Source organism: Brochothrix campestris FSL F6-1037, assembly GCF_000525915.1.
Classification (GTDB): domain Bacteria; phylum Bacillota; class Bacilli; order Lactobacillales; family Listeriaceae; genus Brochothrix; species Brochothrix campestris.
Genome location: NZ_AODH01000022.1, coordinates 104,376 through 129,265 on the forward strand (window position 1 = coordinate 104,376; position 24,890 = coordinate 129,265).

General features: G+C 41.2%; 24 protein-coding genes, 2 tRNA genes, 2 rRNA genes and 1 pseudogene. 2 read left to right on the forward strand and 27 right to left on the reverse strand.

Going from position 1 to position 24,890, the window contains the following annotated elements; translation table 11 throughout:
- Positions 1–439 precede the first annotated feature (439 nt).
- The 15 genes from wecB to BCAMP_RS12570 form a co-directional block, all read right to left on the reverse strand.
- On the reverse strand, positions 440–1,585 hold the full coding sequence (gene wecB, locus BCAMP_RS05865; protein WP_035314463.1) for a non-hydrolyzing UDP-N-acetylglucosamine 2-epimerase: 1,146 nt from the start codon (positions 1,583–1,585) through the stop codon (positions 440–442).
- Positions 1,586–1,598: 13 nt separating this feature from the next.
- Positions 1,599–2,234: a uracil phosphoribosyltransferase gene (upp, locus tag BCAMP_RS05870; RefSeq protein ID WP_035314413.1), complete on the reverse strand. Its 636-nt coding sequence runs from the start codon at positions 2,232–2,234 to the stop codon at positions 1,599–1,601.
- Positions 2,235–2,572: 338 nt separating this feature from the next.
- Complete coding sequence (glyA, locus tag BCAMP_RS05875) at positions 2,573–3,814, reverse strand: serine hydroxymethyltransferase (RefSeq protein WP_035314415.1); 1,242 nt, start codon at positions 3,812–3,814, stop codon at positions 2,573–2,575.
- Positions 3,815–3,931: 117 nt separating this feature from the next.
- Complete coding sequence (locus BCAMP_RS05880) at positions 3,932–4,963, reverse strand: L-threonylcarbamoyladenylate synthase (RefSeq protein WP_035314416.1); 1,032 nt, start codon at positions 4,961–4,963, stop codon at positions 3,932–3,934.
- Positions 4,964–5,446: 483 nt separating this feature from the next.
- Positions 5,447–6,295 (reverse strand): peptide chain release factor N(5)-glutamine methyltransferase, encoded by an 849-nt coding sequence (gene prmC / locus BCAMP_RS05885; RefSeq protein WP_035314418.1) that lies wholly within the window; start codon positions 6,293–6,295, stop codon positions 5,447–5,449.
- Positions 6,295–7,365 carry a peptide chain release factor 1 gene (prfA, locus tag BCAMP_RS05890; protein WP_035314419.1) on the reverse strand — a complete coding sequence of 357 codons (1,071 nt, stop codon included), beginning with the start codon at positions 7,363–7,365 and terminating at the stop codon, positions 6,295–6,297. Before prfA ends, prmC begins: the two co-directional genes overlap by 1 nt.
- Positions 7,365–7,958 (reverse strand): thymidine kinase, encoded by a 594-nt coding sequence (locus BCAMP_RS05895; protein WP_035314422.1) that lies wholly within the window; start codon positions 7,956–7,958, stop codon positions 7,365–7,367. The genes prfA and BCAMP_RS05895 overlap by 1 nt, the downstream gene beginning before the upstream one ends.
- A 201-nt stretch (positions 7,959–8,159) precedes the next feature.
- Positions 8,160–8,405 carry a type B 50S ribosomal protein L31 gene (locus tag BCAMP_RS05900; RefSeq protein WP_035314423.1) on the reverse strand — a complete coding sequence of 82 codons (246 nt, stop codon included), beginning with the start codon at positions 8,403–8,405 and terminating at the stop codon, positions 8,160–8,162.
- Between the two features lie 146 nt (positions 8,406–8,551).
- Positions 8,552–9,811: a transcription termination factor Rho gene (gene rho / locus BCAMP_RS05905; RefSeq protein ID WP_035314425.1), complete on the reverse strand. Its 1,260-nt coding sequence runs from the start codon at positions 9,809–9,811 to the stop codon at positions 8,552–8,554.
- A 25-nt stretch (positions 9,812–9,836) separates the two neighbouring features.
- Entirely contained in the window at positions 9,837–11,102 is a 1,266-nt protein-coding gene (locus tag BCAMP_RS05910) for a UDP-N-acetylglucosamine 1-carboxyvinyltransferase (protein ID WP_035314426.1), read from the reverse strand.
- Positions 11,103–11,564: 462 nt separating this feature from the next.
- The gene (locus BCAMP_RS05915; protein ID WP_035314429.1) at positions 11,565–13,163 is read right to left on the reverse strand and encodes a CTP synthase; all 1,599 of its coding nucleotides are present in this window, start codon (positions 13,161–13,163) and stop codon (positions 11,565–11,567) included.
- Between the two features lie 199 nt (positions 13,164–13,362).
- A complete protein-coding gene (rpoE, locus tag BCAMP_RS05920) occupies positions 13,363–13,869 on the reverse strand; it encodes a DNA-directed RNA polymerase subunit delta (RefSeq protein WP_035314431.1) in 507 nt (168 codons plus the stop codon).
- 137 nt (positions 13,870–14,006) lie between these two features.
- Complete coding sequence (locus tag BCAMP_RS13485) at positions 14,007–14,153, reverse strand: hypothetical protein (protein WP_156921157.1); 147 nt, start codon at positions 14,151–14,153, stop codon at positions 14,007–14,009.
- Between the two features lie 14 nt (positions 14,154–14,167).
- Positions 14,168–15,814 carry an arginine--tRNA ligase gene (gene argS, locus BCAMP_RS05925; protein ID WP_035314432.1) on the reverse strand — a complete coding sequence of 549 codons (1,647 nt, stop codon included), beginning with the start codon at positions 15,812–15,814 and terminating at the stop codon, positions 14,168–14,170.
- Positions 15,815–15,835: 21 nt separating this feature from the next.
- The gene (locus BCAMP_RS12570; protein WP_051456919.1) at positions 15,836–16,294 is read right to left on the reverse strand and encodes a DUF1934 domain-containing protein; all 459 of its coding nucleotides are present in this window, start codon (positions 16,292–16,294) and stop codon (positions 15,836–15,838) included.
- A 187-nt stretch (positions 16,295–16,481) separates the two neighbouring features.
- On the opposite strand from BCAMP_RS12570, the gene BCAMP_RS05935 reads away from it, so the two are divergent.
- Complete coding sequence (locus BCAMP_RS05935) at positions 16,482–16,667, forward strand: 2-hydroxymuconate tautomerase (protein WP_035314435.1); 186 nt, start codon at positions 16,482–16,484, stop codon at positions 16,665–16,667.
- A gap of 534 nt (positions 16,668–17,201) precedes the next feature.
- Here BCAMP_RS05935 and BCAMP_RS05940 read toward each other — a convergent pair.
- From BCAMP_RS05940 to BCAMP_RS05970, 8 genes and pseudogenes are all read right to left on the reverse strand, one after another.
- Positions 17,202–17,465, reverse strand: a complete 264-nt coding sequence (locus tag BCAMP_RS05940; protein WP_035314437.1) for a hypothetical protein — start codon at positions 17,463–17,465, stop codon at positions 17,202–17,204.
- 83 nt (positions 17,466–17,548) lie between these two features.
- Positions 17,549–18,856 carry an HD domain-containing protein gene (locus BCAMP_RS05945; RefSeq protein ID WP_035314438.1) on the reverse strand — a complete coding sequence of 436 codons (1,308 nt, stop codon included), beginning with the start codon at positions 18,854–18,856 and terminating at the stop codon, positions 17,549–17,551.
- 21 nt (positions 18,857–18,877) lie between these two features.
- Positions 18,878–19,702, reverse strand: coding sequence for a lipoate--protein ligase family protein (locus BCAMP_RS05950; protein WP_035314440.1), 825 nt, complete (start codon positions 19,700–19,702; stop codon positions 18,878–18,880).
- A 190-nt stretch (positions 19,703–19,892) separates the two neighbouring features.
- Positions 19,893–20,877, reverse strand: a pseudogene (gene argF, locus BCAMP_RS05955) (ornithine carbamoyltransferase).
- A 201-nt stretch (positions 20,878–21,078) separates the two neighbouring features.
- On the reverse strand, positions 21,079–21,279 hold the full coding sequence (locus tag BCAMP_RS05960; protein WP_035314441.1) for a MerR family transcriptional regulator: 201 nt from the start codon (positions 21,277–21,279) through the stop codon (positions 21,079–21,081).
- Between the two features lie 151 nt (positions 21,280–21,430).
- On the reverse strand, positions 21,431–21,553 hold the full coding sequence (locus BCAMP_RS14715) for a YxeA family protein (RefSeq protein WP_198015720.1): 123 nt from the start codon (positions 21,551–21,553) through the stop codon (positions 21,431–21,433).
- The gene (locus BCAMP_RS05965) at positions 21,516–21,788 is read right to left on the reverse strand and encodes a YxeA family protein (protein ID WP_051456920.1); all 273 of its coding nucleotides are present in this window, start codon (positions 21,786–21,788) and stop codon (positions 21,516–21,518) included. Before BCAMP_RS05965 ends, BCAMP_RS14715 begins: the two co-directional genes overlap by 38 nt.
- A gap of 105 nt (positions 21,789–21,893) precedes the next feature.
- Positions 21,894–22,733 carry a VOC family protein gene (locus BCAMP_RS05970; protein WP_035314443.1) on the reverse strand — a complete coding sequence of 280 codons (840 nt, stop codon included), beginning with the start codon at positions 22,731–22,733 and terminating at the stop codon, positions 21,894–21,896.
- 144 nt (positions 22,734–22,877) lie between these two features.
- Between BCAMP_RS05970 and BCAMP_RS05975 the strand changes: the two genes are divergently transcribed.
- Positions 22,878–24,032, forward strand: coding sequence for an amidohydrolase (locus BCAMP_RS05975; RefSeq protein WP_035314445.1), 1,155 nt, complete (start codon positions 22,878–22,880; stop codon positions 24,030–24,032).
- Between the two features lie 244 nt (positions 24,033–24,276).
- On the opposite strand, the gene BCAMP_RS05980 is transcribed toward BCAMP_RS05975, so the two are convergent.
- From BCAMP_RS05980 to BCAMP_RS05995, 4 genes are all read right to left on the reverse strand, one after another.
- Positions 24,277–24,349: transfer RNA gene (locus tag BCAMP_RS05980), tRNA-Thr, on the reverse strand.
- A 50-nt stretch (positions 24,350–24,399) separates the two neighbouring features.
- Positions 24,400–24,472 (reverse strand) — tRNA-Asn (locus tag BCAMP_RS05985).
- 5 nt (positions 24,473–24,477) lie between these two features.
- Positions 24,478–24,593, reverse strand: a 5S ribosomal RNA gene (gene rrf, locus BCAMP_RS05990).
- A gap of 124 nt (positions 24,594–24,717) precedes the next feature.
- Positions 24,718–24,890 (reverse strand): 23S ribosomal RNA (locus BCAMP_RS05995); the annotation flags it as partial.

The window sequence follows — 24,890 nt, forward strand, 5'->3', positions numbered from 1 at the left end:
CATGTGGAAATATAGTGTCATATGTTGTTGATTAGCCTCAACAGCTACCTCAGACACATACAATATCTCGTACACATCCCCTTGTAATCAGTTGAAAGCGTTACAATTCCCATGTTATCAGCTTACAATAACCGAGCGTTTCTGTCAATAACACCTTTGCCACAATTCAGCCACAATTGCAAGTTTTCACAATTTGTTCATAAAGTGTTCGCTTGTTCATTATTTTGTCAAAGGGTCGCTCATTACGACAGTTTACTTGTGTAATACTAGCATAATTAAACACGATATAACAAGGAATCCCGCAAAGTTTAACGTAATGGTAACATTCTATCTTTAAAATGCATTTAGCGCTCATTTATGACAAATAAACCACTGGTTTTTCGCTAAAAAAACGACGCCTAACAAACAGCTTTCTCTTTGTCAGACATCGTCGTTTTCGTTACTTTCCACTTACAAAATCATTTGGTCGTTCCGTTGTTAAACCAAAGGCATAACGGATAATCGCCACAATTCGTTGTGCCGACGCACCATCACCATAAGGATTGGCAACATTTGCCATCGCTGCATGTGCCGCCTCACTATTCAGCAACCGTAGCGCTTCAGCTCGAATCAACCCTCGATCGGTACCGACGAGTTTCAATGTTCCCGCCGCAATCCCTTCTGGTCGCTCCGTTGTATCACGCAACACGAGCACAGGCACATTCAAACTCGGCGCCTCTTCTTGCACCCCACCAGAATCGGTCATAATCAGTTGTGAACGGGCCGCGATATTATGAAAATCAAACACATCGAGTGGCTTAATTAAGTGCACACGCTCATTAGCACCAAAGGCCGTTTGCGCTGCCTCAACAATAGTAGGATTCAAGTGCACCGGAAACACAACATGTACATCCGGACGCGCCACCAAAATATCACGTACCGCCGCAAAGATAGCTCGCATCGGCTCTCCGAGGTTTTCACGACGATGAGCCGTCAATAAAAGATACGGCGCCTCCGCAATTTGCTCGAGCACTTCATGTTGATAATCGGTCGCGACCGTTGTCGCTAATGCATCAATTACCGTGTTGCCCGTCACATAGATCGCTGCTGCCGGTATGTTTTCCTTTTCTAAATTTCGGCGCGCAGCTACTGTCGGCGCAAAATGGATATCCGTTAATGACGAGGTCATTTGGCGGTTCATCTCTTCTGGATACGGCGAGTATTTATCATATGTACGCAGGCCCGCTTCCACATGACCCACCTTCACTTTTTGATAGAAGGCTGCCAAGGCTGCTGCAAAAGTGGTTGTTGTATCACCATGGACTAAGATGATATCAGGACATTCTTGCATAATGACTTCTTCGAGACCTCTCAACGCACGGCTCGTAATACCGCTGAGCGTTTGATTTGTTTGCATTATATCCAAATCATACTGCGGGTGAATATCAAAAATCGTCAGTACTTGATCTAACATTTGACGGTGTTGCGCTGTGACAGCGACAACCGTTTCAATCTCGTCGCACGTCTTTAAGGCCGCAATTACAGGAGCCATTTTAATCGCTTCTGGACGCGTTCCAAAAATTGTCATGACCTTGAGTTTCTTCACCTGATTTGTCATCTTACTTCGTTCCGAATAAACGGTCACCGGCGTCACCTAAACCAGGGACGATATAACCATCTTCATTTAAACCTTCATCTAAAGCCGCGATAAAGACATCAACATCAGGGTGTTTATCTGTTAAAGCTTTCACACCTTCAGGAGCTGCTACCATACACATAAATTTAATGTTAGTTGCGCCACGCTTTTTAAGGGCATCAATCGCTAAGATGGCAGAACCACCTGTCGCTAACATTGGATCAACAACGATTAATGTACGTTCATTAATATCAGACGGCATTTTAATAAAATACTCAACTGGTTCAAACGTTTTTTCATCACGATACATACCGATGTGACCGACTTTGGCCGCTGGAATTAATTTAACAACACCTTCAACCATTCCTAAACCAGCACGTAAAATTGGTACGACACCTAATTTTTTACCTGTTAACGTTTTTGCTTTTGCCGTTACAACTGGTGTTTCTACCATTGTATCTTCCAACTCTAAATCACGTGTAATCTCGTACGCCATTAGCATCGCGATTTCATCCGCAACCTCCCGAAATACTTTAGTCCCCGTTGCCTTGTCACGAATAATCGTTAATTTGTGTTGAATTAATGGATGATCCATCACCGTTACTTTACCTTTACCCATTGTCATTTCCTCCGTTCGTCTAATAATCTTCTTTTCTATTGTATAGAGAATAGTCGCATTTGTCTAATAAAATTACTATTTTAGCGACTCCCCTTCCCTGCTCCTACCACCACGATAATCAGCTTTGTTAGCGAACGGTTTTAAGCAAAAAAACAGTGAATCCTTCACGGATTCACTGTCAGATTGTAACAAAAGTCGCATTAAACTACTTTTACTTTGAACGTTAATGCAAGCGACTTTGGCTACAAGATGATAAGACTGAAACTAAACGACCGCGAAAGCAACTAGTCAGACTCTTCGCCTTCCAATGTATTCCCTGCTAAAACGGTCTATCACTTTTAGGCGTTCTCGTACAACGGAAACGTCTTGTTCAATTCAGCTACTGCCGCCGCAACTTCAGCATGCACAGCTTCATCTTCAGGATTCAACAATACTTTAGCAATCAATTGCCCCACTTGGTATGATGCCTGTTCATCAAAGCCTCGCGAGGTAATTGCAGCTGACCCTAACCGAATACCGCTCGTGATGAACGGACTCGCCGGATCAAACGGGATCGAGTTTTTATTCGTCGTAATACCAACCTCATCTAAAATTCGTTCTGCGACTTTTCCTGTTAAATTAAACGAACGGGTATCGACTAATAGGAGATGGTTATCGGTACCACCTGTTAAAATTTCACCGCCCGCATCAGCAATCGCTCGACCTAATGCTTTTGCATTAATGATTACTTGTTTAGCATACGCTTTAAACGCCGGTTGTAACGCTTCACCAAAGGCAACTGCCTTCGCTGCAATCACATGCATCAACGGCCCCCCTTGCACACCAGGGAACAAGGTTTTATCAACTAACTTCGCATGTTCTTCCTTACATAAAATCAAACCACCACGCGGCCCACGCAATGTTTTATGTGTTGTAGACGTTACAAAATCAGCATAAGGCACTGGATTCTCATGTTCTCCTGCTGCAACAAGACCAGCGATATGTGCCATATCAACTAGCAAATACGCCCCGACTTCATCAGCAATTTCACGGAACTTTTTAAAATCAATCGCACGCGGATACGCACTTGCACCAGCAATAATTAATTTCGGTTTATTCTCAAGCGCTTTTTCACGCACATCATTATAATCGATTTCCTTTGTTTCTGGATCAACACCATAGGCAGCAATATTGTAGTATTTCCCACTAAAGTTTACCGGACTACCGTGTGTTAAATGTCCACCATGCGCCAAATTCATCCCCAAAACGGTATCACCCGGTTCTAAAACAGCAAAATAAACAGTCATATTCGCTTGAGCGCCTGAATGGGGCTGTACATTAGCATGCTCAGCGCCAAACAATTGTTTCGCACGATCACGTGCAATATCTTCAACAACATCAACATGTTCACAACCACCATAAAAACGGCGACCTGGATAACCTTCGGCATATTTATTCGTTAAGACAGATCCCTGCGCTTCCATCACCGCAGGACTAACAAAGTTTTCTGAAGCAATTAGCTCAATCTTTGCGCGTTGACGTTCTTGCTCGTGTTGAATCCCTTCAAAAACAGCTGGATCAGTTTGTGATAAAAATGACATGTAATGTGTTCCTCCTTAGGATTACGCCCAATGAGCGTTTATTGACTACTATAGTAACAAGACATCAGCGCGGCGAGAACATGAGACACTCACCTGATGAGCTTGGTTTACTTTTTATCAGCGTGCGCTGGCCCGTAAATAACGATGCCCTGCCGCTTTTTCGAGACGATTCATGACCGCCTGACCAATGCCAGCTTCATCATATACCTCTGCTAGAATAACGGTCACTTCTTCATGATGATTAAACGCACGTAAACCATCATAGAGATGGGCTGCGACGCTCTCTAAATCAGTGGCTTGACCAGTTGAAATATGGACATCACCTTTAAGCTCCGCTAATGTTTCATCTGTTGCTAAGACACCAACTACCTCGCCTTCAAGTCGAAAGAGATCGATACACGCTTGAAAATAAGCAGACGTCCCATCGACCAGATAAACAGGTGCTTGTGGCGCATAATGCGTATACTTCATACCTGGTGCCTTCGGTTTCTCAGTGGCATTTTTCAAACCGGCATCGGTTAATACCGGTCCAATAACCGCTTCTAACGCCTCTTTTGTCACACCACCTGGTCGTAAAATCACCGGTTTTTCACCCGTGCAGTCTACCACCGTCGATTCAACACCGACACCCGTGCTACCACCATCTAAAATACAAGCGATGCGACCATTTAAATCCTCTTGAACATGGCGTGCCTTTGTGGGCGAAGGTTTTCCTGATGTATTAGCACTCGGAGCAGCAATCGGCAATCCTGTTTCTTTTAACAAAGCTAGAGCTAATGGATGTGAAGGCATTCGCACCGCCACAGTCGCTAGTCCCGCCGTTACTTCCGGTGCTAACGCCCCATCTTTTACCGGCATCAGCAAGGTCAACGGCCCGGGCCAAAACGACTCCATCAATTGTTCCACTTGGTCCGATACTGTCGTTACAAATGCATCTAACTGATGACGTTCAGCAATATGAACAATCAGTGGATTATCTGATGGACGACCCTTAGCTTTATATATTTTTTTCACACTGCGTGATTGCGTCGCATCACCACCAAGCCCGTAGACTGTTTCGGTCGGAAAAGCGACCAACTCTCCCGCTTGCAGCGTTTGCGCCGCTGTCGCAACCGCCGCTGTGCTCGCCTTTAAAAATACTGTCTCCATTTTTCATACATCCCTTCGTCTACATTCTATTTTAACGATGATTATTTCATTTGTCACTAAATTTAAGTCTTTTTAACCAAAAAAACATCATCCCCAAACTAATACGCTTGACATCGTTCGTGTTTAGTAACTAAAAGCTACTCCAGGAGTTGTTTTTAACTACTATAAAAAGATATAAAACGAACAATTACCATTCCAGTGAATTAACAAACAACTCCTACAATACACACAGCTTATGCACAGGCTGTGGATAACTTCCGGCCGGTTGTCAATTGCATGTGGATAATACTGTGTATAACTCCACGAACCTATTATATCCAACTTTGAAGCCATTAATAGCTGCTCAAAACCACCAAAGAAAACGGTCTCTCTTTATCATAAATAACATTATTAGTTCAGTTATACCTAGGTTGTGGATAACCCTGTGGATTTCTCCAAATAAAACAAAAAGTTAGGGGGAGTTCCCCTAACATTTCTGTCCATTTATGTTAACACTTCTTTAATTAGCAACATCCGATCATGTCCCGCTAAATCCTTTAACACCGTTACAGTTGCTGTCGGATAATAACGATGCACCATTCGAGTTAATGCCTCACCTTGCTGATAACCGATTTCAAATGCCACAATCCCACCTGGCAATAACACCAATGGCAGTTGTTGTAACATCCGTTCATACAACGCCAGCCCATCATCCGCAGCAAACAAAGCCAAATGCGGCTCGTACGCGATGACCGATTGATCCATCACCGCTGTTTCAGCAGCAGCAATATACGGTGGATTAGATACAATCACCGCCACTTTTCGTTGCTGATCAATTAGCGGCTGTAACAAGTCCCCTTCTAAAAAGGTTACCTCAGCAGCAAGTTCAGCTGCGTTTATACGCGCAACCGCAAGTGCTTCTGGGGATATATCCGTTGCGGTTACCAACAAATCCGGGCGCTCACTTTTTAAGCTCAGTGCGATTGCACCACTACCGGTACCCACATCAACAACTGTCTCCAGACGCATCGCTGCCATTTCAGCTAACACCAGCTGGACAAGTTCTTCTGTTTCGGGTCGGGGAATTAGCACCGCTGGACTCACCTTAAAACGACGGCCATAAAACCACTCACTACCAGTGACGTACTGCACCGGTTCACCGTCTAATACACGGGATAAAGCTTGCTCTAATGCGTCAATTTGGACGTGAACCAATGCCACACCGCGCTTCATCATCACCTCAGTGTTGGTCCAGTCCAACAGTTGTCGCAGTAGCACGTCGGCCATCGACTGTTCAAGCCCTGCCTCTTGTAGCCGTTGCTTTGCTTGGCGAAGCCATTCAAAAACTGTCATTATTTCATTAAGCTTTCAAGTTTACTCGTTTGATCTTCTAAAATTAACGCATCGATGAACTCATCAATTTTACCTGTTAAAATTTGATCTAATTTTTGAATCGTTAATCCGATCCGGTGATCTGTTACACGGTTTTGCGGGAAGTTATATGTACGAATCCGTTCTGAACGATCGCCTGTCCCTACCGCTGACTTACGTGTTTCATCAATTTCACTTTGAATTTCAGAAGAAATCTTATCGTACACACGGGCCCGTAATACTTTAAAGGCTTTTTCACGGTTCTTCAATTGCGACCGTTCATCTTGCATCGCAACAGCAATCCCCGTCGGAAGGTGCGTTAACCGAACAGCCGAAGCTGTTTTATTAACATGCTGACCACCCGCACCACTTGCATGATAAATATCAATCCGTACATCATTATCAGCGATTTGAATATCGACTTCTTCCGCTTCAGGCATCACAGCTACTGTTGCTGTCGACGTATGAATCCGACCACCAGATTCGGTTTCAGGCACACGTTGTACACGGTGCGCACCGTTCTCGTATTTCAAACGCGAGTATGCCCCTTGCCCAGTAATCATTGCAGATACTTCTTTGTAGCCACCGACACCAGTTTCGTTTGAATCTAAGATTTCAATTTTCCAACCGTTGCTCTCTACATAACGCGCGTACATATTAAAAAGATCACCTGCAAATAAAGCAGCTTCATCCCCACCTGCTGCGCCGCGAATTTCAATAATAACGTTTTTATCATCATTTGGATCTTTTGGTAACAAGAGAATTTTGAGCGCTTGCTCTAGCTCGGTATTTTCTTCAACCAGTTCAGCCACTTCCATTTTCACAAGCTCTCGCATTTCATCGTCTAATTTTTCATTAAACATGTCTTTCGCACCCGCTAATTGTTCTTGCACTTCTTTATAACGGCGATAAACACGTACCGTTTCGGCATGTGATGCCTGTTCTTTTGAATAATCACGTAATTTATTTGAATCGCTCGTTACGGCTGGATCACTTAATAATTCATTCAATTCTTCATAACGGTCTTCTACCATCTGTAATCGATCGTACATTAGCTAATCGCTCCTTCTTTATCAATTGGTGGACACTTGTAACAGTGTCGACACACCGGATAATAACTTTCATTACCCGCAATGTGTATTTGTTCGCCACCGTAATTCGGTTGGCCATCGGCGCTGATACGTAAGTTCATAATCGCTTTCTTTTCACAAAACCAACAAATCGTTTTAATTTCTTCGATTTTATCAGCGTAAACCAGCAAGTATTTTGAGCCTTCAAATAATTCATTGCGCGAATCATTTTTCAGCCCGAAACACATGACCGGAATTTTCAATTCATCGACGACGCGTGCCATTTGTTCGACATGTTGTTTCGTAACGAATTGCGCTTCATCAAAAAGCACACAGTATATTTTTTCACCCAATGCGCTAACAATGTCATAAATATTGGTCGTTTCACCCACAGCTATCGCTTCACGTTTCATCCCAATACGACTCGACACGTAACCAACTCCATCGCGATCATCCACGCTCGACGTTAAAATCAACACTCTTTTATGTTGTTCTTCATAGTTATGAGCCACTTTCAAAATTTCAATTGTTTTACCACTGTTCATTGCACCGTATCTGAAAAATAATTGCGCCATCTTCTCGACCCCTTACGTCATCTATTCTCGTTCTTTATTATACAAGCTATAGCAACGGATAACTACCCCTTATTCATCACGCACTGTTGGCTCCCCCACTAAACTAAACAAAGAACACCCCTTATGTAGGTAGCTCCCTTCATAAGAGGTGTTCTTAATTAGGCTATATGCAAGAAGCCCTTATCATCACTTAGACGATAATTATTTGATGCCGTATTTTTTGTTGAATCGATCAACACGTCCGTCAGCAGCAGCATGTTTTTGTTTACCTGTGTAGAACGGGTGAGAATCAGAACTGATCTCAACACGAATTACTGGGTATTCGTTACCATCTTCCCATACGATTGTTTCATCTGAAGTACGAGTAGAACCAGTTAAAAATTTGAAGTCCGTCGATGAATCCATAAATACTACTTTATTATAAGCTGGGTGGATACCTTTTTTCATGATTGTTTTCACTCCTTTGCCCTGAATCATCTGAAACAGAGTTATTTTACGGCCAATTGGCACATAATATGATTATACTATGCGCACGTCAAATTTGCAAATAAACGTTTCACTTCTACAATCATATCAACAAAGATGAACCCTCGCTATTTTTTGTTGATTCGTTCAAAAAAAGCCTCATTTGTTTTCGTTTTCTTTATGTATGTAATAAAACGATTCGTTAATTCTAAGCTATCGCCTTGAAACGGCATTGCCTTACGCAACTGCCACAGCTGTTCTAACTTATCTTTCGGTAATAATAAGTCTTCACGTCTCGTACCTGAAGATTTAATATCAATCGCTGGAAAAATACGCCGTTCAGCTAATTGCCGCGCTAAATGAAGTTCCATGTTGCCCGTTCCTTTGAACTCCTCATAAATAATATCGTCCATCCGTGAACCTGTATCAACTAAGGCAGTGGCAATAATCGTCAAACTGCCACCTTCTTCAATATTACGCGCAGCTCCAAAGAACCGCTTCGGTCGATGAAAGGCTGCCGGATCAATCCCACCAGATAGCGTTCGACCACTAGGAGGAACAACTAAGTTGTAGGCCCGAGCAAGTCGGGTAATGCTATCCATTAAAATAATAACATCTTTCTTTTGTTCGACTAAACGCTTTGCACGTTCAAGTACTAATTCAGCAATCCGCACGTGATTTTCGGGCAATTCGTCAAAAGTCGAGCTCACCACTTCCGCATTAACCGACCGTTCAATGTCAGTCACTTCTTCGGGGCGTTCATCAATTAAAAGCATGATTAACTCGGCTTGCGGATGATTCACACTAATAGCATTTGCAATTGCCTTCAGCATCATCGTTTTCCCTGCCTTTGGTTGGGCGACAATCAAGCCGCGTTGCCCAAAGCCAATCGGAGCAACCATATCAATCATTCGCGCCGACACTGCACCTGGGTCAGATTCAAGCACCATGTGTTTGTCGGGATAGAGCGCCTTCAACACTGGGAAATGCAGTCGTTTCTTCGCTTCGTCAGGATTTTCACCATTAACGGCAACAACCTTAAGTAAACCTGCATACCGTTCCGATTCTTTCGGCGGTCTGACCTTCCCTTGAACCTTATCACCATTACGTAATTCAAAACGTCTTATTTGCGAGGCCGAAATATAAATATCCGCTGCACTCGACGCGTAGTTAATCGGTCGTAAAAAACCAAAGCCTTCATTCGGAATAATGTCTAACACACCGTCCATAAAGGCAAAGCCATCATTTTCAACATTCACTTTGATGATTTCTAAAATAAGTTCACGTTTCGATAACTTACTAACATTCGATAAGCCAAATGACTTTGCCAATGTATATAATTCCTTCACCGTTTGTCGTTCTAATTGACTCATTGACATCTCTGCCATTCAATTCACACCTTTATAAGTATTTTCAAAAAGGTATCCGCTCAATGTCGGCACCCAAACCACTCAATTTTTCAACAATATGTGCATACCCTCGTTCAATATGAGCAATTTCTTGTACTACTGTAACACCATCAGCCATCAATCCGGCTGTTACAAGCGCTGCACCAGCTCTTAAATCAGATGCCGTCACAATGGCACCTGAAAGTCGTTGCGAACTGCGAACAATCGCAGTTCGACCTTCCACATTAATAACCGCACCCATCCGTTTCAATTCATCAACCTGTTTAAAACGGGCCGAATAAATCGTATCGGTCACTAACGCAGTACCTTCTACCTGTGTTAGCAAAGTTAAAAAGGGTTGTTGCAAATCCGTCGGAAAACCGGGATAAGCCATCGCTTGAATATCTACCGCCTTTAACGGAGCTTTTCGCGGATGAACGCTAATGAAATCTTCGCCTCGTTCAATCTGCACACCACTTTCGCGTAGTTTTGCAACCACCGGCTCAAGATGTTCTGCAATCACATTGTTAAGACGGACGTCACCATTCGTTGCGGCAGCCATGATTAAATAAGTACCCGCTTCAATCCGATCGGGAATAACAGTATGTTCGCACCCATGGAGACGGGGAACTCCGATAATCCGAATACGATTTGTTCCCGCACCAATAATGCGTCCACCCATCTGGTTCAACAACGAGGCCACATCAACAATTTCCGGTTCCATCGCAGCATTCTCAATCACAGTTTGACCATCCGCCTTAACAGCTGCTAGCATTAAGTTAATCGTTGCCCCAACGCTTGCTGTATCCAAATAGATACGAGCACCTTCTAGATGTTCCGCTCGCAAATAAATGGCGCCTTGCTCGTTTGTGACCCTCGCCCCGAGCGCTTCAAACCCTTTAACGTGTTGATCAATCGGGCGCGGCCCTAAATAACACCCCCCCGGCAAACCGACAACCGCCTCATGAAAACGACCAAGCATCGCCCCCATTAAATAATAAGAAGCACGTAGTTTCTTGACATTCCCTTCAGGCAAAGGCATCGCGACCATTGGGCGCGGGTCAATCTCAAAAACACCCGCAGACAACTGTGTAACGATACCCCCGAGTTCTCTTAAAATCGCAAATAACGTTTTTGTATCAGCGATATTTGGCACATCTTTTAAAACGACAGGCTCATCGCCTAAAATCAATGCCGGAATTAAAGCCACCGCACTGTTTTTTGAACCATCGATGGTCAGTTGACCTTTAAGCGGAATACCTCCGCGAATTGAAAATACATCCTTAGTCATAGCGTCTCCTTTTCGACTTGCAAATTTAGCTACTGCTGGGCAAAAAACTAAAACGTATCACTATACTATTCTTTTATAAGTATACCATTACCCACTGCTTTTGTATTTTGATTCTATCAGTTAGTCCCTTCCAAACAGCTACTGTAAAAAAAGTGATAAGCGCCAATGGCGATTATCACTTTGAGACTGAATAGAAATGCTGTTACAGGCCATCAATGCGTGCATTCTCGGAATCGAGTATTATCTGTACGCGAGTGCTTATTTTCCATCGCTAACAAAGCGCTTGAAATTCACGTGCTGTTAACTGATGCGACTAGAGGCTAGAACCATATTACGCTTCAGTCTGACCATCTCCTATAAAAAGTCGAATTATACAGCTTTTTCCTCTCATACTACTCCAAGCGCCTTCAACTGCAAGATGTAAAAAAACAGTCGAACCATCCCCAGTTACCAGCACGAAGCTTAACGTGCTAAGGCTGCCGCAATAAAGCTCGCAAACAATGGTTGCGGACGGTTTGGTCGTGAAATAAATTCCGGATGGAATTGAGCCGCCACAAACCATTTATGGTCTTTGAGTTCAACAATTTCAACTAAACGTCCGTCAGGCGATACACCTGAGAAAATCATCCCCGCTGCTTCAAGTTGGGCACGGTACGCATTATTAAATTCATAACGATGACGGTGACGTTCTTGCACTTCGGTTACATCGCCATATGCAGCTGCTGTTTTTGTACCAGGTGTCAAGACTGATGGATAGAGACCTAAACGCAGTGTCCCACCTAAATCGGCTCCTTCAGTTTGATCAGGCAATAAGGCAATGATTGGATGCGGTGTTGTTTCATCAATTTCAGCTGAATTTGCACCCTCTAACCCGACAACATGTCGGGCATATTCAATCGTAGCAAGTTGCATTCCTAGGCAAATACCAAAGAACGGAATATTGTGTTCACGTGCATATTGAATCGTTGTAATTTTCCCTTCGATGCCACGGTCACCAAAACCACCCGGCACTAAAATACCATCAGCGTGGCCAAGCTTAGCAGCGACATTTTCAGCGGTAATGTCCTCAGCTTGTACCCAGTCAATGTTAATTTTAGCATCAAGAGCATAGCCCGCATGACGCATCGCTTCAGCCACTGATAAGTAGGCGTCTTGGAGGCTAACATATTTTCCAACTAGGGCAATATTTACCTCTTTGGTTAAATGTCTCACTTTATGCGCTAACGCTTCCCAATCAGTCATGTCTGCCGGCGGTGCAGTAATCGCTAATTTTTCACAGACGATATCATCTAACTTTTGTTGTTGTAAAGCTAACGGAATTTCATAGAGCGTTGGCGCATCGATACATTCAATAACCTCTTCTTTTTTGATGTCACAGAACATCGCAATTTTCTCGCGCATTCCTTCCGTAATCGGTTGTTCGGCACGAACCACAATCACATTTGGTTGAATCCCTAAACTACGCAACTCTTTTACACTATGTTGTGTCGGTTTCGTTTTCATTTCACCGGCCGCCTTAATGTAAGGAATCAATGTCGTATGTAAGTAGAGGATGTTTTCCGCCCCGACCTCCGTCTTAATTTGACGAATCGCTTCGATAAACGGTAACGACTCGATATCACCGACAGTCCCACCAATTTCAGTAATAACAATATCTGCCTTCGTTAAACGACTCGCACGGTAAACGCGCGCTTTAATCTCATTCGTAATGTGGGGAATAACTTGCACTGTTCCACCTAAATAATCACCACGACGTTCTTTTTTCAATACTTCTGAGTAAATCCGGCCAGTTGTAACGTTACTGTTTTGATTCAGATTAATATCGATAAACCGTTCATAATGCCCCAAATCAAGATCCGTCTCCGCCCCATCATCCGTTACAAAAACTTCACCATGTTGATATGGACTCATCGTACCCGGATCAAGGTTAATGTATGGATCGAATTTTTGAATCGTCACACTCAAGCCTCTATTTTTTAACAATCGTCCTAATGATGCTGCTGTAATGCCTTTACCAATCGATGAAACGACACCGCCTGTTACAAAAATATATTTCGTCATCTGCATTTCCTCCTTTAATTACTGTTCCTGATTATTATTAAAATACTATACCCCTCAAACACAAAAAAAGTGCCCCTTTGCTTCAAAAATAAGCAAGGGAGCACTTTCGTACGTTCGTATAGTTGTCCTCACATTAACTGTAAGGAGCCCATAGAGAATATTACCGAATAACCATAAAAAGGTCAAGCGATAACATCGACTAAATTTCTTCTTTGTCGTCGACGATTGTTAAATCGCCTTCAATGCCGTCTGGCAAATGATCTTTTAAATCGCCATCGATATCGTCATCATCCGCATTTTTATCAGATAAAACAAGTGGTTCTTCACCGAGTTCTGGTTCTTTCTCTTCGAAATCTTCTTCTTCTTCGATTTCAACCTCAGCTTCAGCCGTTGCTGCTTTTTTACGACGTTTTTTAGGCTTCGCTAACTCTTGTACTTCTTCATCAATCGCATCAAGTGGGTACCAATCACGTAAGCCCCAAGTGTTATGACCTAATGAGATAAACGTGCCCGCTGTGTTTAAGTCTGTGTAGAATTGCACTAAGCGTTCTTCCAATTCAGCATCGCTGAAACCTTTAAATTCTTTCATTACCGCAACGAGTTCTTTAAACGGCATAACTTCTTTTTTCTCATCCAAAATATGGAAAGCAAGCTCAATCATTGCCATTTCATTGCGTTGTTCGTCAGTCAAATGATTCAAGATCAAAATCGACACGTCCTTTCAAATTTACATCCATCACTGTTTTATACCTACGTTATATCTGTTTATGAGAGATATTTTTAGGGCAAAAACCATAGTTTGTCTATTTTATACAATATATATTCAATTCTACTATAGTTTCACTATTTTTTCAACAATTCCCAACTCAAAACAAACAGTAAGGCACTGAGTAGCATTAAAGGTATTGATCCTAACATTTTGTCATACACAAAATAGAGTGCAATGCTAAATGTAATAAATAAACCGAGCCAAACGATGCCTTTTTTCACCCTAATCACCTCAATTACATTTTTTCAGGTGCAGAAACCCCAATCAATGATAATGCATTGTTTAACGTGATGCGAACCGCGTCACAAAGTGCTAAACGTGCTTTTGATTGTGCAATGTCGGCACTATCAATCACATGTGAATTATTATAAAAACGGTGGAAGGTGCTTGCTAAATCATGTAAGTAGCGCGTAATACGCTGTGGTGCACGTTTTTTAGCGGCTTCTTCTAATACACTTTGATAATCGCCTAACATTTTCAAGACTGCCAATTCACTCTCATTCGTTAATAATGAAGCATCATAGCCTTCGTATCCGCCTGCAATTCCTTTTTCAACCGCTGACGCTAACATCCGACAAATCCGAGCATGCGCGTATTGCACATAAAACACAGGGTTTTCACTTGATTGTGAAGTTGCTAATTCTAAATCGAAGTCAAGGTGAGTGTCACTTGAACGCATCGCAAAGTAAAAACGAGCGGCATCAAGACCAACCATCTCCACTAAATCACGCATTGTAACTGATTTACCAGTCCGTTTACTCATCTTCACAATTTCGTCGCCCTTCATTAAGCGTACTAATTGAATGATTTGAACTTCGAACTGATCCGCATTATAACCTAAAGCTTGAATGGCACCATTCATACGTGCAATATAACCATGATGATCCGCGCCCCACACATCAATTAACGTATCAAAGCCACGGTCAAATTTGTTTTTATGATAGGCAATATCTGGGAACAAGTATGTGTAGCTGCCATCTGTTTTAATGAGTACACGGTCTTTGTCGTCACCAAATTCAGTCGAACGGAACCAAGTTGCACCGTCCTCTTCAAAAATACGGCCACTTTGCTTCATCACATCAAGTGTTGGCAACACTTGATTGTTATCATACAATGTTTGTTCTGAGAACCAAGTGTCAAAGTTGACACGAAAATCTTTTAAATCGGTTTTAAGTTTAGCCAGTTCATACGCTAACCCTTCTTGGCGGAAAGTCGCTTGACGTTCTGCCGTCTTAGCTTCACCGACAAGTGAATCGCCGTACTTATCAGCCAACTGTTGACCGAGCGTTAAAATATCTTTACCGCGGTAACCATCTTCTGGGAATTCCCAGTCAATGTTCAACACTTCATGGTAACGTGCTTCAGCTGATAATACGAGGTTGTTAATTTGATTACCGGCATCATTAATGTAATATTCACGCGACACATCAAACCCAACTTTAGACATAATATTCGCCAATGAATCACCGATTGCTGCCCCGCGCCCATGTCCTAAGTGCAAGTCTCCTGTTGGATTCGCAGAAACAAACTCAATTAAGACGCGTTCTTTTTTGCCAAACGTACTGTTACCGTAAGCAGCTTTTTCAGTTAACACCTGTGATACTACTTCTGTCAAATACGCATTATCGAGTGTAAAGTTAATAAAACCAGGACCGGCAATTTCAACTTTTTCAATGCTTAGGGCTGCTGTATCTAAGTTAGCAATCACTGTTTCAGCAATGACACGCGGTGCTTTTTTAGCAATTCGTGTTAACTGCATCGCCACGTTCGTTGAAAAGTCACCATGTGATTTATCCTTCGGTGTTTCTAACACGATTGATGGCATATTTTCGCTATCAGTTAGACCTGCTGCAATGACTGCATCTGCAATCCCTTGACGGATTGCGTTTTTCTTTTTTGAATCTTAATGCTCATTTTTTTCTTCCTCCTCAATTCTGTACTTCATCTTAAAGACGCCCATTCGGTACTGCTCATCTTCACTGTATAACTCATAACGTATCTCAATTTGATAAATACGATCACTGACTTGTTTGCGGTGAATCAACGTACGTTTTGTCACCATCCGCATCTTGCCTTGGCTCGTTTCATACGTTCCCACAGCTGTTGTTTCTGGAATAATGGGTAAATTCATATTGATGGCCCCACGACGAATAATTAACGCTTGTTCAGCAGCGAGTTTAATCGTTGTGCGCACTTCATTCCCATTGATATATTCATTGTATCTAAGATATAAATTTTCTTCGTCTTCATAGACGCTACCATCAAAGAACTGTGCGACTTTTTCTTCCTGTTCTCCCGTAATCTCTGTTACAAGATTAATTTTAACAGGCTGTCGCTTCATTTCATTGTTTTTATTTGTCATGTAATCGACTCCTCCTAAAAACAATACCATAAGCCATTTTATCATAGTTTAATCGCTTTTTGATTGTTTATTCAAATTTAAATTGATTCTCGTCATTAACTTGTCATCATTTTCAAGCCATTGCTCTTTAATTCCAGCCCTTTTTAGCGTATATTTAAGTTATCTTTAAGTTATTAGGAGGATGTCTATGCCCATCGTAACAATTAAACTCATTGAAGGCCGTACAAATGAACAAAAAAGTGCACTTGTCAAAGAGGTAACTGAAGCAATTTCACGCACTGCTAATGCACCAAAAGAAAACATTCATATTATTCTCGAAGAAATGTCGAAAACAAATTACGCAGTTGCTGGTGTTTTAAAAAGCGATAGTTAAGTACTAAAAGTGAAAGCAACCGTTTAGAAGCGAACAACTTGGAAGGGAAATGATAGCGGCTATTTTCCGTCGCTGACATTTTTCTGAAAGTTGACAGCTTCTGGTTGCTTGAACTGGATAACTAAAAGTGAAAGCAACCGTTTAGAAGCAAACAATTTGGAAGGGAAATGATAGCGGCTATTTTCCGTCGCTGACATTTTTCTGAAAGTTGACAGCTTCTGGTTGCTTGAACTGGATAACTAAAAGTGAAAGCAACTGCATAGAAGCAAACAACTTGGAAGGGAAATGATAGCGGCTATTTTCCGTCGCGGGCATCGAGCTTGAAATTTATGAGTTGCTTTAACTAGAGGAATAAAAGTGAAAGCAGCTCTTTCAATAGCGGCTAAATGCTCAAGAACCAATTTGAGTTTTTATACAGTCTGTAACAGTCACTTACGAGTGGCTGTTTTTCATTTAATTAACCGTTGAATAACGCCCGCTAACAACGCTATCCGTTGTGTCTGTACTAATTCCGACACCCTGGGACTTTTCCCGTCATTTTCTAACAGTTGCAAAAGACTCAAGACATCTTGTACTCTCAACGAGACGTTTTTTTTGTTGTTGCTCCGCTAATATACGTGAACCTAATAGTGTCAGCTGCTCCATTCGATAGATCAGTGGCACCGTTTTTAAAATACGGTCCAACTGTGTTTGCGCTGTTGGCAAAGCTACTATTTTTTGTGACTGCACCGGTTCTTGCTTCGTTTGTATTTGTTGTTCTTCCCATAAATCCGCTTCTAATTGATACTTCGGATCCATCCGTAAACTACGTAGCGTGTTTGTATTATTAATCGTGCCGTATGTTTGCGGCGTTTTTTTTTCGACTCATTTTCGGTCACCTCTTATTTATTGGAACAGTGCTGCATTACTAACTGGTGCAGCTCCTCTTTTTGTTTAGCTGAAGCTCTTAATTCGGATACATCCGGATAATACAATTTAACGCTTGTTTTCGTTTTACCACTAATAGCCTTGACGAGTGGCGAACACACCGACAATTCAACTAACTGACCATCTTTTTGTTTAATATTAATTGGGAGCCGTTGATTTTCTCCCGGTCGGTACAAATCATAAGGTAAATCACTCGATGACTGCACCTGTAAATAATAAGTTGGATTATAGCCGATTTCACGATACGCATCTGCTAATTGCTCATAAAAAACAGTGTCCGTCTCAGGGTTATACGCACAGTATTTAAAAAGCCGACGATTCATAAAACGTTGACATAAATCACTTAATATCGTATCGTTTTCATCTTGCCAGATTAAAAAATGATAACGCATCACGCCGTCATCTAATTTCAAATAGTCGTTGAGCATCTCTGTTTTTTCAAAAAAAGCCTGTAGCAACAGCGGCTCTTGCTTAAACGCGTAGCCTTGTTGATGCAGTGCAATCGCACGTTTGAATATTTTGTTGACAATCACTTCGGCACTGCGGGTGACTGGATGGAAATAAACTTGCATATACATTTGGTATCGGCTAATTACGTAGTCTTCTACTGCGTGCATCCCTTTAGCTTCAATCACCACCGCATTTTGATAAGGCATCATCACTCGTAAAATCCGTTCAATATCAAACGTCCCATAACTTACACCCGTTGCATAAGCATCACGCAATAAATAATCCATCCGATCCGCATCGATTTGGCTCGATATCAGATGTACAATCACTTGGTTACTGTAAGATTTATCAATGACCTGTGATACTTTCAACGGGAAATCAGCATGCACTTGTGCTAACACTCGATGCACCTCAGTTGTTTCATCCATGATAATTGCTTTTGTATACGCTTCATGATCCGTTCCAAACACCGCTTCAAACGTATGCGAAAAAGGGCCGTGTCCAACATCATGCAATAAGGCTGCCGCTAAGGCAAGCAAGTACTCTTCACGCTGCGCTTTCAATTGCCACCCAGACGCTGTTTCATCAGTAGCTATAATCCGTCGCATAATTTCATACACGCCCAACGAGTGAGTAAACCGACTATGCTCTGCTGTCGGAAACGTTAAATTAGTCATTCCCAATTGTTGCACTCGACGTAAGCGTTGCATCTCTTTCGTCTGGATTAATGCCCAAATCAATTTATCCTGCACATGAATGTAGCGATGAATCGGATCTTTAATTACTTTTTCTTCCTTTAATTTTCCTATCATACAACTCACTCCTTTGGCTTATTAATACGTTTTAATTTGTTCATTTCGTTTCGCTAACCGGTCGTTAAAAACCCGAAAACGCTCATGTTCTGCGGCTGTTAAGACCCGACTAGTCAGTTGGCAACCTGCTTGATTTAGCGCTGTCACTAATCGTTCATTTACTGCACCTAAGGTCAGTGATGTTTGTAGTAAGTCCGTGAGCGTTGCCATCACACGACTATCCACCTCTGGATAAGTGAGACGTGTTTCTTCACCACGACGACCGATTGCATAAAAATCACGAATTAGGTTAGCTCGCTTCGTTTGATCCCCCGTAATACTCAAGTAAATTTGGACAGCAATCGCACCATTGGCACGTCTTTGTGAGATACCCGCAAATTTTTTACCATCGATACTTAAGTCATAGCTTCCTGGACAATACGATTGAGGAATTTCCTTCGCGACGATTTGATCCGTTAAATCACTGAACAGCTGTTGAATCAAAGCCTGCATCAGTTCATATCCTTCATTGATTCCCAATGGTAGGTTTATCAATAATGATAAGTTATAGACACCTTCATCCAATACAACCGCCAACCCTCCAGAATTACGCATGACAACGTCATAGCCAGCATCCTTTAAAAAACGAACAGCCTCTTTAAAATATGGCAGACGTTGATCTTGGATGCCGACAACCACCGTTGGCTGATGCGCCCATGAATGTAGCATAGCTGCTTGCTCTGCTTGTTTTCCAACAGCCTCACTTAAAACATCATCCACTGCAAAAGACGTTAATGCACTCGTTATGGCTAGTGGCTCGGCATCATTGAGCCAACCGCAATGACTCACTTCTGATAATACTCCCATTTTTTCATCTTCCTCTACATCAAATTCAATATCTTTATTATAACACGTGGTCTATAGCGCGTAACGTGATTTCATTTGTGAAAAGCACATCAAAAAAAAGACCAACCCTGCGGTTGGTCGGAGACTGAAGTTAAATGCTGTTCTCTATCGTCACTGTTGATACAATACCCTGTTATCTTGTAGAGAACTGTCAGATTGTATAATAGCTAGCTACCATTATCGCCTTGATCGTATGCAACCGATTTTCTGCTTGGTCATACACTAGCGATGCTTCTGATCGGAAAACCTCATCACTAACTTCTAATTCACTCAAGCCATACTGTCGTTGGATTTTTTGAGCGACGGTTGTTTCTAAATCATGAAACGCTGGTAAACAATGGAGGAAAATGCTGTTTTTGCCCGTTTTATCCATTAGTGTTTGATTGACTTGGTATTTATGTAATAAAGTGATGCGCTCTTCGTAAAGCGACTCTTCGCCCATCGATACCCAAACATCAGTGTATACTACATCAACTGTGTTTAAAGCAGATTGTTCCTCAGTGATAAAGTAACTCGCCCCTGATTTCTTGGCACATTGTTGTGCTAATTCTGTAAGCTCTACATCTGGTTGCAATTTTTTCGGTGCCAAAATCATCACATTGATTCCGACCTTTAAACACCCTATCGTTAAACTATTCGCCACATTGTTACGACCATCCCCAACAAAACAAACCGTGAGACCTTTCAAATAACCAAAATGTTCTTTCATCGTCAATAAATCAGCAAACATTTGCGTCGGATGCCATTTATCTGTTAAACCATTCCAAACTGGTACACCTGCATGCTTCGCTAATCCTTCAACAACCGCATGATTCGAACCACGGTACTCAATTCCGTCAAACATCCGACCTAACACTTTAGCCGTATCCTCTAACGACTCCTTTTTACCAAATTGAATGTCAGACTGACCTAAATATTCTGGATGTGCGCCCAAATCGTTGGCAGCTACTGTGAACGCCGCCCGTGTCCGTGTTGAAGTTTTTTCAAATAATAACGCTATATTTTTACCCGCTAGTAATGGCCGACCTTTGCCTGCCTTTTTTTTGTGCCTTTAGCTTGAATGCTAACTCTACAATCGCCAAAATACTACTTTCAGTAAGTTGTGTATCTGAAATTAACCCATTTATGGTTACCATCTGAATACCCCCTATCTTCTTCCTATTTCAACCCTACACTAAAACGGTTTTTTATTCAATTATAGCGTATTATTATGCAACCATGAATAAAAAAAGTTGCCAATAAAACTTCATGGCAACGTGGATATGTATGATTATACCTTTTCTTTTGATGACTCTTTGAAATCATAGGGACGGTATTTTTTACGCAACGCTTCTTGTTCAATAAGTCTTTTTTTCAATATCTGATCTAAAATAGAGTTTCACACTGCCTTTTCGCACCTGTTCAATCTTATTACGTAGCACAAGTGAGTAAAGCGCTTGTTTTGTGATTTGCAATGTATCTAGGACTTCTTGCGTGGATAAAAACTCATTGTCTAAAATTTCTAACAATTCATTGCGTTTCCATTTTTTCCTAACCATCGTATGCGCCTCCTTAAAAACATTTTTGAATCATATAACGAAAAATTATATTTTTTAATTTACTACTTATCTTTATTCTACACTATTAGCGAAACAAAAAGAATAGCTTTTTGTAATGTTTCACAAAAACTATTCTTTCGCTTCTTACTATCTACTTACGTCCTGTTTGTAACTGCTTCAATGCCTCGTTCGGAATTTCATTTTCAGCGACTTCTTCGTATGTTTTGACACCGGTTTTATGAATAAACTGTGAGACTTTTAAGTAGTGATTCATTTTTAGTGGACGCTCTTGAAATCCCATGAATTTGAGTTTTTTTTTCTTTTCCAGCTTCATTGTAACCCGGCAATTCGTATTCGTAGTTAATGTATGTTTCACTGCCATCTGTCTGTGTTGTTTTTGTTCCTTCATTTGTTATTTGAACATAATAGTCTTCTGATTGACCCATGTACCAATTATACCCACCGAAGACTAAAATCGCTAAAACAATTACACTTAAAAGATATTTCATTACGTTTCCTCCATTACTGTATGTTTATATCTATACTATACATGACAAATTCAGACGTAACCATTGCTTCAGCTTACAATATGACACTACAAGGTGACATTATTGTCATTGTTGTTCTAATTTAATCTTAATACCGTTTGGATCCGCAACAAAAAATCCATCTTTGTTTGTTACAACTGGATAGTTTTTCTCTTGTAACAAATTCACTATTTTTGAAACATCAGCAAAACGCATTGTATAATAGAGCATCCCACTCTCAGTATGTGGTCGTTCTGGTAATGTATGTCCTATCCAATTATTTGTGCCGATTTGATGATGATAGAGCCCCCGCGACATAAATAAGGCTCGTGGAATAATTGTTTTAATACTGAATGATAATAGGTCATGATAGAAAGCCTTGGTGTATTCAATATCACTCACTTGCAGATGAACATGTCCCATAATTGTTCCAGCTGGCATGCCCTCCCACAACGGTGTCTTGATTTCTTTTAAAATATCATTAACATTAACCGCATTTGTCGCTGTTGTAATTAAACCATCTTCGTGCACGTCCCACGTTTCATATGGTCGATCCGCATAAATTTCAATCCCATTACCATCGGGATCCGTAAAATAAAAGGCTTCACTATAGAGATGATCACCCGCACCACCAATCTCTCTTTTATTGATAATCAGATTATAAATAAACTGAGCTAACGATTCACGGGTAGGCAATAACAAAGCTAAGTGATATAAGCCAGCATGTGTTGTTTTTGATTCAGTTTCAACACCCTGTTCTAATCTTACCAATGGGTAACGATTATCCTTAAGACCTAATTCAGCACTCTTCTCCGTTTGAGATAACAACGTTAAACCAATTATTTCTGTATAATAACTAATCGAAGCTTTTAAATCACTTATATTTAAAGCAACTGTTCCTAATATCATATCACTTTTAAAATCCATTTTGATTCCTCCACTCTTTATCTTCTTCTATTAAACCATAAACCTTACTTTTTGTCTAACAAAAAGTAAGTAAGTTACTTTAAATGAAATTGACTATTCTCTCTTTTGTCGCTAATATTAACTATAACTAAAGGAGGCTTTTTGATGATTAGTAATTCTACATTCGAACAATTTTTGATTTCATTTAGACACGATTTACATGCCCATCCTGAGCTTTCAAAAAAAGAAGTTAGAACCACACATAAAATCCGTGAACAGCTTGAGCTCCATCAAATCACCATTCTACCATTAACTCTTGCTACTGGTCTTGTTGCCGAAATAATCGGGGATTATCCTGGTCCAACCATCGTCTTGCGTGGGGACATCGACGCTCTTCCTATCCAAGAAGAGAATGACGTTGCTTTTCGTTCGGTATCACATGGAATTATGCATGCATGTGGCCATGATTTTCATACCACAGCTTTATTAGGCGCGGCCATCCAACTAAAAAAACAAACTGGAAATATTTATGGTCGTATTCTCTTTGTTTTTCAACCTGCTGAAGAAATCGGATATGGTGCTGCTGCTATTATAGAAACAGGCCTACTAAATAAGGCTGATGCGATATTTGGATGGCATAATGATCCTACATTACCTCTTGGGACAGTCGCAAGTTGTCACGGGGCAGTTACGGCCTCGGTTGATGCCTTTGATATTACTATTACTGGTAGAGGTTCACATGCCGCGAAACCAAACGAAGGAAATGATCCATTTATCATTACAAGTCAATTAATTACAGCTTTTCAAACAATCATTAGTCGTTTTTTACCTTCTAATACGAATGCAGTCGTTAGCATTACACAAATTCATGGCGGTAATAATCGAAATGTCATTCCTGAAAAAGTTGTTCTTAGTGGTACAGTACGTGCTTTTGATGCGAAAATTGTCGAGCTTATCAAGCAACGCATGCAACAACTAATAACGGGTCTAGCTTTCACAAACGAAGCCATAATCGAATTAGAGTGGGTAGAAGAATTTTCCCCAGCGACAAATAATCACCCTGAATTAACTGATTTTGCACTCCAACTAGCGGAATTAAATGGTTTCACAATAGAAAAAATGGAACCTTTATCAATCGGTGAAGACTTTGCTAATTACCAAACAGTTATTCCAGGTGCCTTTGTCTTTATTGGATCTGGCAGTCCTTATCCGTTACATCATCCACAGTTCAAAGCAGATGATAACATCCTTCTTCCCATCACTAACTACTTGTTCCAATTAACATTAGCTGCTGGGCAACACCCATTCAAAAAACTTTGAACATTAAAGTTGAACATAAAAAAAGAAGTCCGTTAGGACTTCTTTCAGAGTATAGACAAAGTCTAAACAGTCTTCATTTTCTTTGAATTGATATTATAGTGACTTTGTCTACGAGATGATAAGACTGAATAGAAATGTTGTTATAGTAGGAAACACGAGCCTTTGAGATTGTAGACAAAGTCGAATTAAACTTCTTTTTCTGTGAACGTTAGTTCAAGTTCTTTACGAGCACTTTAAACTATTAAGCCATTTGCCGGGATCGAACCGGCGACCTCATCCTTACCATGGATGCGCTCTACCAACTGAGCTAAAACGGCATGATACAAAATTGGAGTACAACTAAGTTGCACTCCAATTTTTAATTTTACTCCGCAAGTAGGGCTCGAACCTACGACAACACGATTAACAGTCGTGTGCTCTACCAACTGAGCTATTGCGGATAAATGCTTGGCAACGTCCTACTCTCACAGGGGGAAACCCCCAACTACCATCGGCGCTAAAGAGCTTAACTACTGTGTTCGGGATGGGAACAGGTGTATCCTCTTTGCTATCGTCACCAAACAGATAAATATGTCTGGATAATTATGAAATTATCAATGAAAGTTTGCACTCTCAAAACTGAATACTAATTGATGTTTTTTTGAAAGGTAACAACTCATCGTCATTTTCGCTTTTAAAACTTAATAAGGTTAAGTCCTCGACCTATTAGTATTCGTCCGCTCCGTACATCGCTGCACTTCCACTCCGAACCTATCAACCTGATCGTCTCTCAGGGGTCTTACTCACATAAAGTGATGGGAAATCTCATCTCGAGGGGGGGCTTCACGCTTAGATGCTTTCAGCGTTTATCCCTTCCAC

What these genes read in the sequence shown, in the direction of transcription:
- upp (WP_035314413.1), bottom strand. Translation starts at nt 2,234, where the DNA reads ATGGGTAAAGGTAAAGTAACGGTGATGGATCATCCATTAATTCAACAC.
- glyA (WP_035314415.1), bottom strand. Translation starts at nt 3,814, where the DNA reads ATGTCATTTTTATCACAAACTGATCCAGCTGTTTTTGAAGGGATTCAA.
- BCAMP_RS05880 (WP_035314416.1), bottom strand. Translation starts at nt 4,963, where the DNA reads ATGGAGACAGTATTTTTAAAGGCGAGCACAGCGGCGGTTGCGACAGCG.
- prmC (WP_035314418.1), bottom strand. Translation starts at nt 6,295, where the DNA reads ATGACAGTTTTTGAATGGCTTCGCCAAGCAAAGCAACGGCTACAAGAG.
- prfA (WP_035314419.1), bottom strand. Translation starts at nt 7,365, where the DNA reads ATGTACGATCGATTACAGATGGTAGAAGACCGTTATGAAGAATTGAAT.
- BCAMP_RS05895 (WP_035314422.1), bottom strand. Translation starts at nt 7,958, where the DNA reads ATGGCGCAATTATTTTTCAGATACGGTGCAATGAACAGTGGTAAAACA.
- BCAMP_RS05900 (WP_035314423.1), bottom strand. Translation starts at nt 8,405, where the DNA reads ATGAAAAAAGGTATCCACCCAGCTTATAATAAAGTAGTATTTATGGAT.
- rho (WP_035314425.1), bottom strand. Translation starts at nt 9,811, where the DNA reads ATGGCAGAGATGTCAATGAGTCAATTAGAACGACAAACGGTGAAGGAA.
- BCAMP_RS05910 (WP_035314426.1), bottom strand. Translation starts at nt 11,102, where the DNA reads ATGACTAAGGATGTATTTTCAATTCGCGGAGGTATTCCGCTTAAAGGT.
- BCAMP_RS05915 (WP_035314429.1), bottom strand. Translation starts at nt 13,163, where the DNA reads ATGACGAAATATATTTTTGTAACAGGCGGTGTCGTTTCATCGATTGGT.
- BCAMP_RS12570 (WP_051456919.1), bottom strand. Translation starts at nt 16,294, where the DNA reads ATGACAAATAAAAACAATGAAATGAAGCGACAGCCTGTTAAAATTAAT.
- BCAMP_RS05935 (WP_035314435.1), top strand. Translation starts at nt 16,482, where the DNA reads ATGCCCATCGTAACAATTAAACTCATTGAAGGCCGTACAAATGAACAA.
- BCAMP_RS05940 (WP_035314437.1), bottom strand. Translation starts at nt 17,465, where the DNA reads ATGGATCCGAAGTATCAATTAGAAGCGGATTTATGGGAAGAACAACAA.
- BCAMP_RS05945 (WP_035314438.1), bottom strand. Translation starts at nt 18,856, where the DNA reads ATGATAGGAAAATTAAAGGAAGAAAAAGTAATTAAAGATCCGATTCAT.
- BCAMP_RS05950 (WP_035314440.1), bottom strand. Translation starts at nt 19,702, where the DNA reads ATGGGAGTATTATCAGAAGTGAGTCATTGCGGTTGGCTCAATGATGCC.
- BCAMP_RS05960 (WP_035314441.1), bottom strand. Translation starts at nt 21,279, where the DNA reads ATGGTTAGGAAAAAATGGAAACGCAATGAATTGTTAGAAATTTTAGAC.
- BCAMP_RS14715 (WP_198015720.1), bottom strand. Translation starts at nt 21,553, where the DNA reads ATGAATCACTACTTAAAAGTCTCACAGTTTATTCATAAAACCGGTGTC.
- BCAMP_RS05965 (WP_051456920.1), bottom strand. Translation starts at nt 21,788, where the DNA reads ATGAAATATCTTTTAAGTGTAATTGTTTTAGCGATTTTAGTCTTCGGT.
- BCAMP_RS05970 (WP_035314443.1), bottom strand. Translation starts at nt 22,733, where the DNA reads ATGGATTTTAAAAGTGATATGATATTAGGAACAGTTGCTTTAAATATA.
- BCAMP_RS05975 (WP_035314445.1), top strand. Translation starts at nt 22,878, where the DNA reads ATGATTAGTAATTCTACATTCGAACAATTTTTGATTTCATTTAGACAC.